A 13,834-nucleotide genomic window follows, 5' to 3' on the forward strand; every position below is an offset into this window, starting at 1 on the left:
AGAGCGATTCCGAAACAACGATTGTGTTATTCAGGTACTGGACCTGTCGATTGACGAACCATCAAGTTAACCGGGATGACATCACGTGTCGTGACCCGTTTTTTATTGACGATCTGTTCAATCAAGACTGATGCTGCTTGCTGACCGATCGTTTCCGTATCTTGCCGGACTGTCGTCAGTTTCGGTGTGATGTACTGCGACATGTAGATATCATCGTACCCAACGACTGAGATGTCTTCCGGAATCCGTAACCCGGCTTCATGAATCGCCTCAATCGCACCGATCGCCATTTCATCCCCAGCAACAAAGACTGCTGTCGGTCGTTCAGGTAGTGCCAGCAACTCGTTCATTGCCCGCTTGCCTTCTTCCCCGGAAAAGAATCCCCCGTTAACGAGATAACCGTCCAGAATCGGCAAATCAAGTTGTTCCATCGCTTGCTGATAGCCTTCAATCCGCGCTCTTCCCGCATCTGTCGACGTATCTCCCGCAATGTGGGCGATCAACCGATGACCGAGTTCGTGCAAATGATTGATGGCAAGTGTGCCCCCGGTAATGTTATCCGAGTAGACGACACTACAATCGGCACTATCCATGTCGACGACGACGATTGGAATCGTACTTTGAATCAACTCCTGGACGTGCTGGTCCATCTGATCGGAGCAGATGACGACGATGCCGTCGACTGCCCGGTGTCGGAAATGCTCGAGGTAACTCATATCGCGATTGCGTAAGTTCCGCGATGCGAAGATGAGGTCATACCCTTGTTGTTCTGTTGCTTTTCGGAAACTCTCAATGATCGCGTTGAAGAACGGATGCATCATTCCGACGCCATGTGCTTCCGAGAACATGACACCGATCGTCCACGAACGTTTCGTCGAGAGCGACTGGGCGTGCGCGTTCGGTAAGTATCCCATCTCGGCTGCTGCTTGGACGATTTTTGCTTTCGTCTTTTCGCTGACATCCGAATAATTATTTAAGGCTTTTGAGACCGTTGTAATCGAAAAACCGGTCATCTTCGCTAAATCATAAATTGTTCCCATGCTACTCACTCCATTTCACCGAAAGCGCTTTCGATAAATTTAGTATACGAAGTCTCTCTGGAAGTTGCAACCTATTTTTTAATGAAAAATCAGATAAATTGAAAACGTTATCATTTATACTAGATTCAATACAAAAAGAAATCGATTTTTCTTTTAATACGAACAAATGTTTGGTATACTTAAAAAACACACTTCGCCTTTTTTAGAGAGGAGCTTTCCCATGCCAATCAATCCGTATCTTGTCTTCAACGGCAACACGCGCGAGGCAATCACGTTCTATGCACACGTTTTCGGTCAAGAACTACCGGACATCATGGAGTTCGGACCAGGTCCCGGTCCTGACGGTCAGCCCTACCCAGAAGAGATGCAGTCGCTTGTTCTACATGCTGAACTGATCGTTCATGGTACCCGCTTAATGTTCTCAGACGCAATGCCACATGATCCGGTCACGATCGGTCAGAATGTTACCTTGGCGCTCCACTTATCTGACGTGGATCTGTTACAGAAGACATTTGATCAACTCGCAAAAGACGGTAACGTCATCATGCCAATCCAAAAAACGTTTTGGAGTGAAGCATATGGGATCGTCGAAGATTCGTTTGGTGTTCAGTGGCAGTTGAATCATGAAGTGAGTGAAGTACCTATCACTTAATATTTTCAGGCGACTTTTATTACAAAAGTCGCCTTTTCTATGAGTAACATACCGCCCCACTCTTTCTATCCATTCAAATTTCTACAATAAATTTTTGTGGATTAAAATGAAGAGGATACTTCTAATGAATTAAGGAGCGTACTTTATGGATATCCAAACCTTTATCTATTTAGAGAATGAACAGAATCATGTGAACATCACAGAACAAGATCGCATTCAAGTGTACATTCAGCAAAAAGAGGATTGGTTAGAAGATGGCTTTTTAAATCTAGACGGTACGATTTCTTTTACCCAGAATGGAATCATGCAAGGAGCCGATCACTCAGACGAACTTGCACCACTGTGGCAGTACTATGCAGATGCTTTGAAAAACTGTCTAGAGGATGACTCTGCTACGTTTTATTATCCGAACACACCTATCGAAGTGTGCTTAAAAAAGATAAGTAAAGATCGCTTCTCATTAACCATTGATCAAGAAGAAACAGTCTATAATACATCAGACTTTATTCAAGCTTTTAAACAAGCAGCTTTATCTTTTCATCAGCTCGTCGAGGTTATTTCTGATCGAAAATACGAGGATGATTTACTCGAAAAAATAGAGAGCTTGTCGCAATGATAAAAGGCGATTCCGTGACTTGGAATCGCCTTTTAGTTATCTCTCGCTTAAAGAAGTCGAACGCACAGTTGATTGAATCAACTGATTTAACCAGACTTGTCTTGCTTCTACTGAGAAATCTTCATTTCCGAATACCTCTACTCTAAATGGAAGCATTTCTAACAACTGATGCTCTAATGCTTTTCGCGCCTGTAAGATCGTAATCGTTCCTTCTACTCCCGATAACGAGCGATTCACACCATATGCTTGCTCGGTGTAATAAGCTACGAATCCATCCGCCCATTCTGTCGGACGCTCGTTTAGTGCTTTACGGAAGCTTTTTTCTACATCCGTTTGATTAACATAAACTAGAACGGGTTGTAGCGGCGTAATGATCGTTGCTATGCGTTCAATATACGCTCGCAACGTCGCTTCCGGTAGATCGTATTTGATGAGCCCCATCGTCAACGGATTTTGCAAGAAACAGCACTCAAAAACATATGTTGTATCCGTCGTTAACGCTTGAGCGACGAACGCTTCCCACTTTTTAAAGATCATTGACTGATATAACTCAAATGGTAGTTCATAGATATCTCTTGCTTGCAGAAACGCAAGTACTGCTTCAGGAACATCCTGTTTTGACTGCCACTGACGATACGATATTAGCACGTAGTCATTGAACACCTCAGCAAATCGTAAGACATCGAGTGAAGCGTATTTACTTTGAAAGTCTATCCATTCATCCATCTTTAAGTAAGCGACACTCTCATAATCCGCAGGATGGTTGAGATCACCTTCGATATGAAGGCGTGTATTGATTTGTTCCTTTTGCAATAGACGAGTTAATGCTTCAGCTGTTGTTGTTTTACCTGAGCCCGGGAGTCCTTCGATGAGAAAGAGTTTTGAATACATATAGGGACCTCTATTCACAATTAGTCTTTACTAAGTATTATACGATTAAATTCTAATTCCCTACTAAGGTCAAACAAATTATTGTATTTAATTAGAAATGAACCTTATACTTATAATTAGAAAATAAATGGATATTTTGTTTTCGAGAGAGGTGGTTTTGAGATGGATATGAATAAAGTGAAGACCCAAAAAACCTCTGATCGATCAGCACTAGGTGTATTAAAAGCAGGTACTACTCCTTCATTATCTGGTAGAAAGCCAGTGCATGTAGCAATGTTTAGTGGCGGTGCATCTTCCGCTTATGTTGCTTATCATATCGTTCAGAAATACGGCAAAGAAAACTGCGTTCTTTTTTTCACTGATACACTTTGGGAAGATATAGACAACTACCGATTCATGGATGAAGTAGCAGAGTATATCGGTATGGAGATTACTACTCGAATAGATGGGAGAACGCCTGATGAAGTTTTCCACGATGTTAAATTCTTGGGTAATTCACGTATGGCTAAATGCTCTGAGGAATTAAAGGTTCGTCAAACAATGATTTATCTCGAAGAGCTTCGAGACGAGCATAATCTTGAACCAATCCTTTATTTCGGTATTGGACCTCATGAGCAGCATCGAGCTATCAACCTTCAAAATTTCTATGAGCATAATCCAATCGAACCGATAGAAACACGATTTCCTATGATTGAAACTTTTAAAGGTGATCTTGATACAAAAGAGATTATTCGTGATGAATGGAAAATTGCATTGCCGAGAATGTATGGTTTAGGTTTTTCTCACGCAAACTGCGCGGGTCGATGTGTCCGAGGAGGCTTAGGTCATTACGCTCTTTTATATAATGTCTGGCCCGAGCAATATGCTGAGCAAGAAGCTATGGAAGAACGCTTCCGTAGTAAGTTTGAGAAAGATGTTTCTATTCTAAAGAGAAATGGTGGACCATTCACATTGCGTGAATATAGAGAATTGATGGATAGAGACGGAATTGAGAAATATTTAAGTGAAAAAGACGATACAATTCCTTGTGTATGCTCTTTCTCATAAATAAAATCTATACAAAAAGGTAGTGGAATCTTATCCACTACCTTTTTGTATAGATGGATGCGATAAACAATCGCTAAGCATTAAATAACTATAGTATCAATTAAGATTCTAATTCACTTAGAATCTTATATACAACAAAGCGGATTTCATCATCTGACATTGTTCTACTACCAGCATTTACTATTCTACTTACATTGTTGTAGATAGTCTTCCCTTTAACAGAAAGCTCAACTTCTTTGATTTCCATTACGGTTTGATTATCAGTCACTATTTTGATTAATCCATTTTGATTTTGATTCATCACCAATAACTGCTTGAAATTCATCCAAAACGAATCATATGTGACATCTGACCAGTCTTTTAGTGCCACTCCAACAATTTTTTCAATTAAATATGCTAACCAATCTTTATTCTGAGCGTACTCTGAAACGAATCCAGCTAATATTGGACTGCTTAACACAAGTTCTTTATTTCTATCAGCCCACTCATGAATATCTTTACTTGATTCAACTTTCATTTTAAGAAGAACTTCTTTTTTGATCTGTTCTGTCAAAAGACTCAAATGGTTCTCGAGTCCTGATTTTAATATCTTTAAATCAGAATCATTTTCAACAATTTTTGCGAGATTATTGATTGATGCAAGTGGGTCTGTTTCACTATGTCGAATAATCTCTTTGAATTGATTTTCATTAACAATCAGTTGGTTGGTTACTTGAGTATATCTTGGTAAGCTCCGTAACCATCGCGTTAGCTCTGTAAAAATTATGACAGGCTGTTCTGATAAAGTACCATTGAAAAACGTAATATTTATATCTTTGAGTAAATTTAAATTTGCCGAAGATAATTCATATAGTTCGTATTCATAAAAATCTGCTCTTAATTCTAAAATGTCATATAGCATGTCTGCATTTAATTCATGAATATAAAAATCATTTGAGTAAAACGCCATCTGATGCCAAACGTCTTTTAATAGAGCTATTAATAATAGCGGTATTAGTGGTTCTCTAATACCATAAGGTTCGTGTCTTAATAAATCATATAAACCGACAATTTTTCCTCTTCTATTTTGTTTAAGATGTGAAAGCAGATCGTACCTTAATTTCAACAGATTATCATCAGCTATTTGACTTAAATTATTTGTATCGATTCCTGTATTTTTAAACATAGTTGCATAAATTAAATAATCCGGACCAAATCCTTGGATGTCAAAATCACCTGAAAATGTAGGAGCAAGTAGCTGAGACAAAATACTTTTAGCAGCTTTCTTTTGGATAGAAGTAACGTTTTTTTTGTTAAATCCTTCATTTCTAATTTCCGGTGTTGCAGGAAATCTGTCGAACATCCATTTCGAAAGTTTCTTTTCAAGTAAATTCTTTGAATCGATTTTAACGACGTCATTTTTGATATACCAAGTTAAATTATCTGTCTCAAAATGTCTAATTGGTCGTAAGAGCTTTTCAATTTCGAATCTTATATTTTCTAAATGAATTACAATTTCCGCTTCTAGATTCTCATCTTGTTGAAGTAGTTCTGAAGTGTTGAGTAGAAGATCTAAAATCATAAATTCATCTAATTTAATAATTAAATCTTTAGTATTTAACTTCGTAACGCAAACGATAATATCTTTTCTTTTAGAATTTATTACGAACTCTCGGATATTTTTTAACTCTTGATCATTTCTATAGATCATATATAGTAGCGTTCCATCACCAACCGGAAGATCTAAGTTCAAAATGTTTCCCCAGGTAAATTGAGATTCCACAAAGCGCGTCATGCTTTTAACACTATTATACTCATGAGGTAGAAAATATTTATTAGGTAAAAAATCATTTAAAAATTTAATTCTAGATTCATCATTAATAACTGTTTTAGAGCGATAATCTTCTACTAAGGATTCTAAAGAAAGTATAGATCCACTATATAATTCATATGATGAAGCTAATGGATTATATCTTATTATCTTCATTTTTTTTAGTTCTTCTATACTCTCTCGTATTTTTATCTCGTTGATACCTAGTGCAAAGGATAAAAAATCTATAGAAAGTTTAAAAGGTCTATTAGATATATTCAATAAAGTCATTAATTTTACGAGTCTTTTTGCTTCGTTCGATATTTGGTAACTCATTGATAGTCGATAATACTTTAAATCATCAATTAGATAAAATGAAGATTCATCTGGATAGAAATAATTAAACAACTGATCTGCATAATACCAATCAGTCTCTAAACTATTCTCATCAAATTGAGATAAAAACGTATATAACGTTCGATCATTTTGTCCTAACATATTTGAAAGAATAGGCAATAATCTAATTGTTAATGGGTGTATAGGTTGGCATTTTTCTAAAATGAAATTCTCAACTTCAGACACTTCCATATCGGGAAAAAGACTATACTTTTTTAAATCGTTTTTTATTTTTTCAATATCGTTTAACAAAAATAAGTTTGGAGCATTATCTTCTTTAACGATCTCAAGTATTTTAAATGCTGTTCTATAAAATAAAGAGGGATCACTATCTAAGCGATGCGATTCAAATCTTTTTTCAACTCTTTCTAATTCTTCTTTAGATAAATTATTACTCTCTGTTGAATACTGTCGAAGACCTGTATGAGTAATGAAGAGTAAGCCTAAGTTGGAAGATCTGTTTGCAAATTCAGCGATATCTTGTAAATCTTGCATAGTTTGAAAAATCAACGATTGGTTTACACCTTGAAGAAATCTTCCAAACTCATCATAAATAATAAAAAGTCCCATTTTTTTTATAGATAATTGATTCGTTAAGTGTTGAATTTTTTCAACAAATGATGCTTTTGATTCTGAAATATATGTAGCTCCAGAAGTCAAAGTTCCATACATTTTTTTAAATTCCACTATGAATCTTTCATCATTTACAGTAATTCCTTCAATCAATTCTTCTATAGTACACCCAAAAGATGTACACAAATTTATCAATTTTAAATACGTATCTTTATAGTCGTTCTTCCACAATTCAATGGTTTGAAGAATTTGCTCACTATCTCCTTTAAGAGATAAAACAATTCCTTCTGACTTTAATTTTAACTGAATAGCTTCTAAAATAATTTCTTCAATCCGTCCGTTTTTACCTGTGATAGTAATAGGAATCCACTTAATATTATTCTCATATAAATTGTCTTTAATTTTATCTGATAAACTATTATTTAAACCACTCACGTTATATAAAAACGACTTTACATCTTTACTATTTTTTCTTGCTGTTATTAAAGAAGCTGTAATTGCCCCGACCATTGATTTTCCTGCTCCATATGGACCAATCATAAGATGCGAATTGACTAAGCTTTTTTTAGATAGACTTGAAATTATATTTTCCATAATTTCCAACTGATCATTGTTAGGGACAAACATATCAAACAGTTCGGACTTTCCTGTGTCATAAACTACATTAATACTAGGTTGAAACTTTTTCATAGCACTACCTCATTTTCAAAAAATCGTTCCATATAATCTAAATAATTAGTTGTAGCAGTAATTCTAACTACATCGAGACGGTTTGTTCTAGTAAAGATTATTGGATATCTTTTTTGCATCTCTTCTAGACAGTTAACAATTTCAGATCTTGAAAGGTTAAAAATTCTTCCCCATAGATTTTCACCATCGATTAATTCATCAAGACTCACTTCAGTTAGTTCATTTCTTTCTATATAAATTAAAAAAGTGATGAAAAGTACTTCAAACTTAAATACTGTATCTAATGGTGTTTTTTTGTAAGTACCCTTAACTGTATTACTTACCAACCCTAATTCTTCAAATGGACTTTTAATAACATCTTCAGGAGTAGATGAAAGATTATTTGGACTATACATTTGAATGAGACAATCAATGTCTCTTTTTAGTGAATTGGAAGAGACTGATTTTTCTAATGTTTGGCCGATCCAGGTTTCTAACGTTTCTATCAATATTGCTTTATCAAAAATTGATTCTTTGAATACATTAAAAAACCAATACCAACTTGTTGCAATTTTTGGATCAGAGGCTAGAGTATAATGTAAAATACTTTTCGTAACAGGATGTTGAATATATTTATCGTATTTATCAACTAATTCCCCTAAAGAAGTAAGGTGATGTTCTGTTTTTCCCGATTGCCGCTTCTCTTCCATGAGACCAGTTGAGAATAACCAATACTTCGCTGATTTCGCCATGTTTTTCCCTAAGCCTAGTTGTTCAAAATGAGTATCATTATAAAAAAAGCGAGCATCGCTTTTAATTTCAGTCAATCCTTTATATAACCATTGCGGACGTAAGTAAAAACTTTGATGTTGTCCAAAACCCATTTGTAACCCACCTTAATTTTAACAAAGCAAAGTAGCCAGATTACTCTTGGCTACTTTGTAAGTTTAGTTATTTTTAAAGAACCTCATCAATGCTCGTAAAGACTGTGGTTCTAAATAAGGACTCTTACCTCTAACTGGTTCTCTATCTTTCTTTAAGAGATAGTCACCTTTACCTGCTAAATTTTCGGCACCGCTTGTATCTAATACAACATTAGATGCAACAGCGTCTGTTACTTTTAATCCTAAACGTGCTAGCAAATTATTTTTGATAGTAGTATTAATAATCTCCGCTTTAGGTGATTGTGTACAAACTATCATATGAATCCCTGCTGCCCGTCCTTTTTGACCCATTCTCTTAATAGCAGTTTCGATACGTTGTGCAAATTCTTTATCCTGCATCATAAAATCAGCAAATTCATCAAAAACAATGACAATGCGAGGTAAAACTTCTGATGATTTATTTTCTTCATTTAGTGCTTCATTATATTCTTTTAAATTTTTTGCATAAGCATCTTTAAATTTACTATATCGATTTTCCATTTCCATAATCATAACATCTAAATAATCAGCAGAATCCATTAAATCTAATAATACTTTATCAGTATGCTGAACATCTTCAAACATAGAAAATTCAACCTGTTTTGGATCTATAAATACAAACTTTAATTCTTCCGGTGTGTATAGGCACATCATAGACATAACAATTGAATTCAAACTAACACTTTTTCCACTTCCGGTTGATCCAGCTACTAACATATGAGGTTCTGTTCCATTAAAATCAACTGACATCACTTCATTTAAAGGGTTAAGTCCAATAGGAACAAGAAAACCATTCTTTAAGTCTGTTTGTGTGATATCTCTTCGAACGTACTTCATAAACTGTGAAAAGAAAATTGTATCTGGATCATTACGATTAATGTCTATATTGATACCATTTCGATCACTAAAAATAGTTGGCGGCGAATCAATATGCAGCCATAAAGGCATATCTTTAGCTTTCTTTTCAACTGCTGTAATACTTTGATCCGATGGAATTCTACCAATAATTCGAATGACACTAGCGCCTACGATAGTTCGCTCCACCGTAAACTGAACATTATTTATTCGGAGTTTAGTTTGCAGTGTGTCCGCATAACTATCACCCAATTTTTTTAATACCTCATCAAATGACTCTGTTTGTGGAGCTTGAACGTTCTTCAGTGCATGCTCTTCCGGATATTGAAATTGCTCGATGCCTTCAACTACTTCAATATTTTGAGTTTCGTTTATAATGCTCAACTCACCTTTATCCTTTAAGTCTAAGTCGTTTTCCTTCGTAACATTATCTTTTAGTGTTTCAGTTAAAATTAGATCTCTATTATCCGTTTGAGCATAACGATCAAAGTACTCGTAATCGTCAGTTATAGCAACCTGTTCTAATACTGATTCTTCTTCATCCTGTAATTCATTATTTACTTCATGATCAGGAACATTCATTTCAGATAAAATATACGATCTAGTAAAAGTATTTACTACTATTTCATTTTCATCATGCTTTTCATAATAATGTCCAGGTGAAAGTTCTGAACGACCTTCAAATTCAATATTTTTATTGTGAATATAAGCATAAATTGACTTTGTAAATTCAAAATTAATTTGAATATTTTCGTTATTTCTTAGTTCATGCAGTATCGCTAATTCAAATTCTTCATATGCACGCTTATCTTCTAAATGAAGTAAAAATGAGTTTAAATACAAGTTTCTTTCAAGTGTTGAATCAAATCTTCTAAAGAACTTTTTCAATGTTTTTTCCCCTGATAATAATTGAACTTTAGCATCAGCTACTTCACTAACATAGCTTTCTTCTTGTATAAGCTTTAATTCAATTAAATCAAATTTAACATGATACATTTCTGTTTCAGGAGAATATTGAATAGTTGTTTTTAATAAATCCGGGCGTTTTTGCCGAGTTCTAAACCACTCTAATTCATCACACATATCCCACAAAACTACAGTGTCATCAGATTTTTCATCCTGTAGAACAGTTAGATATACTGACAAGAACTCGTTAACAAATTTCCCAGGTCCCAATGCTCTTAGCACTAGACCACCAGATAATTCTTTTACAACTTTAAGAGCTTTATCAACCTGTTGTATGTCTATACTACTAACTTTCAGCTGATCTTTTAGTCTACTATGGAGACGATCACGATAATAATTGACTTCCATATCTACTTTTGAAGATCTTCTAATAGAGTCTGAAGATGAAACAAGGACCTTAATTTCTTCTTTTCCTAATCGATTTACATGGTAGCGAATAATATTCGAACCTTCGGCTACTTGTTTCATTAGTAAAGGATCCATGAATCTATCGTAAGTCACAACCCAATTAAACTTTTCATGCGCAAGTTTATATAGCGTATTTGTTTCTGTACGCGTTACAGATAATCTACCCTTTAACAAACCGATTTTATTTGATTCGATAACTAATCCATCTTTTAAAATTGCTTGCATATTATAAAATTGTTGCATCAATTTTGGTTGATTAGGTGAAACATAATTGATTAATCGAGTACCTTCTTTAACGGCTTTAAATTCACGATTTTCATAAAAGACCCAATTTTTATCTGTAAGCTCACATTCTTTGTAGCTTTCGGAGTAAAATTGATGTGGAATTTTTAAATTGTCACTTTGACCAAAGTAATCAATAAATACGGCTAAATCAAAGTCTAACATGGATGTATCTAGCTTTTCCTCAAGTGTTTTAGGATCGCTAAATGGTAGTACATTGATTTCTAATCTAGGAAATTCCCCAAATGAATCCACAGCGTTAATATACTCTTCTTGCGATTGAATCCATTGATTGATCTCATCATAAAGCATTGCAGCTCTCGCAGGACTATGAATTGTTATGTTAAGTTTTTTTAATCCATCATTTTTCAAAATTTGTTCTACACTTTTTTTTACAAACTCTAAATTTGTAACATATAAGAATAAAATATCTAAACAATCCGCAGCATATGGATAAACTCGAATATAATCGTTTGTAACTTTTTCAATTTCTTTAGCAAAAGAAGTTGCTTGGGAGGACACACTCTCAATTTCTCCACCTTCTATATACGTTCCCTGACCATATAACTCATCTTGTGCAAATAGGTGATTCCCATCTCTAGATACGTAATAAGATGGTGCTAAGTTAGTAAATGATCCTCTTAGATACTCTTTGTACTGTTTTAAATCTTCTACATCTTGGATTTTATTGCGTTGTTCAGACGTATCAGAAATATTAGAGAGTAAGTTTCCAAAATGAATGAGTTTAAATCCATAAGCAATAAATCTAATAGGATTAAATACAGATACTATTTTTCGTTCAACTTCTGTTTGTTTAACATTTTTAGTCTCAAAAACCTTTATTGTTCCAATTTCATTTAAAAGTGAGTATATTTTTCTAACACTATCTACATCATGATCCGAGCACTTTAAAAATGATTCGCTAAGATCAGCTACTCGATTTAAATCCTCAGTAGTTATGCCTCTATTTTCGTCGATAATTGATTTAAGAATATCAGTGTATTCAGCATTATATTTTTTAAATTGCTCGATGGGTTCTAACAATCGCTTATCAGACATCAAAGTGTAATTTTGTTGTTCACTCAAATACTCATTAAGATCTTCTTCAACTGGCGTACCCTTTTTCGTAATAATAGAATGTAAAAATCCATCTTGAATTTGATTAATAAATTTGGAAAAACTCGTTTCAATTAATGTTCTACTAGCATCAATTTTGACAGTAGATTTCGCTATAGAATTTTCATTTTTCAAAAGTCGTAATTTAACAGGGATTACTTCAATCTCTTTAGATGATTCATTGGTGTTCTTCAATTCCGAAAGAACAATTACGTTCGAAGACAACATTGATAAAGATTTTAGATGAAAATTAAAGAATCTAGCTTGTTCTTCAGAAACTTCTGTATTTTGATCTATTGAAATTTCAAAGGTGAGGTTACCACTGAATTCTTCATGATCTATTTCCTCTAACATCACTAAACTTTCAGATAAAATCGCTTCAAAAATATCAATGTATTCAGATGGATTCTCAAGCTTGTTTTCAATATTAATAATTTTTTTCACTATATTTTCTTTTTCAAGTTCTTGTTCATATTCTTCTCGAAATTCTCGAATCGCCTCAATATCATTTTTAGAATTCACGGCTTCAACACCACGATCAAAACGACTTTCAGCTTCCATTTTTTCTTGCTTTAATTGGTTCTCTTCTTCAATACTGTTTGCTTCTCTAATTTTCTCTGCAAAATTGTCTAGAATTATATCTCTTGCATTATTCAATTTATCCTTTAAAGAATTAGACACTTTAAATCCAAAAATTCGTTCTGCATCATTGTATGAAACGAGGTGTAAAAGGTCATTGTTTCGTCTTTCAATAAACTCCATAGTTTTTTCTAAAAACAATACTTTATCGTTATTAAAGCTTCTCCAAACTTCACTTGAAAAATTATTTTTTTCTTCATTAGCAATAAAATTATCTACATTTTTCATCAACTTTTCTGGCTCTAAATAATTTACTAAGGTTTTTCTTAAGTGACTTAACAAAAAGTTTTTTCTAAGCTGACTACGGAGACCATCTAGCGACTCAAACTTTAAATGCTCGTCTTTAAATAGCCGAAAATGAGGAAGAGATTTTCCTAAAACAACTTTAAATGTATCATTAGATATTTCCTTCTCTTGTAAAACACTTTCAATATAAGCAATAAGCATTGAGAGTTGTAAATCAAGTTCTCCTCTATGCTGATATGCTCCAATTAGTTTGAGCAAATCTTTTATTTGATGTGGTTCTAAATATCCTTTTTCTCGTAGAGATTGATCTAAACTGAAAAATCCATCTGATGATAGTAATTGTGTTTCATCAATAGAAACAATATCTTTTAAGCTTTGAGCTTCTGGTGTTCGTTCATTCATTAATAAAATTAATGCTTCATTCGTTTTTACATTATTTCGCAACCACACTCCATTTTCGTTTTCATTCAAAACAAATGAATCATAACCGTCAATTTGTTTTATAGTCCGTATCAATGGCTCATAAAAACTTTTGAGTTGAGTTTGATTTTCCAATAGAGCATTTAAAATAGCTGGAAAGTATTCTTCGTTTATTCCTTCTATCTTAACTAGTACTTTTTCAGCATTTTTGTTTTTATGATCTTTAAGATAATTAAGTAAATGTTGTGCAATCCAACTGCCTATTATCTTTTCTTTTTGATTAATTCTTGCAATCATTGCTTAATG

At 34.0% G+C, this 13,834-nt stretch carries 8 protein-coding genes; 3 read left to right on the plus strand and 5 right to left on the minus strand.

The features are described 5' to 3' along the window. Positions 1 to 26: 26 nt before the first annotated feature. Positions 27 to 1,040 (minus strand): LacI family DNA-binding transcriptional regulator, encoded by a 1,014-nt coding sequence (locus KNQ06_RS12095; protein ID WP_215148403.1) that lies wholly within the window; start codon positions 1,038 to 1,040, stop codon positions 27 to 29. 220 nt (positions 1,041 to 1,260) lie between these two features. Between KNQ06_RS12095 and KNQ06_RS12100 the strand changes: the two genes are divergently transcribed. Together KNQ06_RS12100 and KNQ06_RS12105 are read left to right on the plus strand one after the other, a co-directional pair. Then, positions 1,261 to 1,692: a VOC family protein gene (locus KNQ06_RS12100; protein WP_215148405.1), complete on the plus strand. Its 432-nt coding sequence runs from the start codon at positions 1,261 to 1,263 to the stop codon at positions 1,690 to 1,692. 145 nt (positions 1,693 to 1,837) lie between these two features. Beyond that, a complete protein-coding gene (locus KNQ06_RS12105; protein ID WP_215148406.1) occupies positions 1,838 to 2,308 on the plus strand; it encodes a hypothetical protein in 471 nt (156 codons plus the stop codon). A gap of 36 nt (positions 2,309 to 2,344) precedes the next feature. Here KNQ06_RS12105 and KNQ06_RS12110 read toward each other — a convergent pair whose 3' ends face one another. Continuing rightward, complete coding sequence (locus tag KNQ06_RS12110) at positions 2,345 to 3,199, minus strand: P-loop NTPase family protein (RefSeq protein ID WP_215148408.1); 855 nt, start codon at positions 3,197 to 3,199, stop codon at positions 2,345 to 2,347. 162 nt (positions 3,200 to 3,361) lie between these two features. On the opposite strand from KNQ06_RS12110, the gene KNQ06_RS12115 reads away from it, so the two are divergent. Further along, complete coding sequence (locus KNQ06_RS12115; RefSeq protein WP_023466896.1) at positions 3,362 to 4,246, plus strand: phosphoadenosine phosphosulfate reductase domain-containing protein; 885 nt, start codon at positions 3,362 to 3,364, stop codon at positions 4,244 to 4,246. Positions 4,247 to 4,346: 100 nt separating this feature from the next. Here the strand turns inward: KNQ06_RS12115 and KNQ06_RS12120 are convergent, their stop codons facing one another. From KNQ06_RS12120 to KNQ06_RS12130, 3 genes are all read right to left on the minus strand, one after another. Further along, entirely contained in the window at positions 4,347 to 7,694 is a 3,348-nt protein-coding gene (locus KNQ06_RS12120) for a hypothetical protein (RefSeq protein ID WP_215148410.1), read from the minus strand. After that, positions 7,691 to 8,557 (minus strand): DUF4007 family protein, encoded by an 867-nt coding sequence (locus tag KNQ06_RS12125; RefSeq protein ID WP_215148412.1) that lies wholly within the window; start codon positions 8,555 to 8,557, stop codon positions 7,691 to 7,693. The genes KNQ06_RS12120 and KNQ06_RS12125 overlap by 4 nt, the downstream gene beginning before the upstream one ends. Positions 8,558 to 8,620: 63 nt before the next feature. Then, complete coding sequence (locus KNQ06_RS12130) at positions 8,621 to 13,825, minus strand: FtsK/SpoIIIE domain-containing protein (protein ID WP_215148414.1); 5,205 nt, start codon at positions 13,823 to 13,825, stop codon at positions 8,621 to 8,623. Positions 13,826 to 13,834: the final 9 nt, after the last annotated feature.

Source organism: Exiguobacterium sp. s91, assembly GCF_018618915.1.
Classification (GTDB): domain Bacteria; phylum Bacillota; class Bacilli; order Exiguobacteriales; family Exiguobacteriaceae; genus Exiguobacterium_A; species Exiguobacterium_A abrahamii.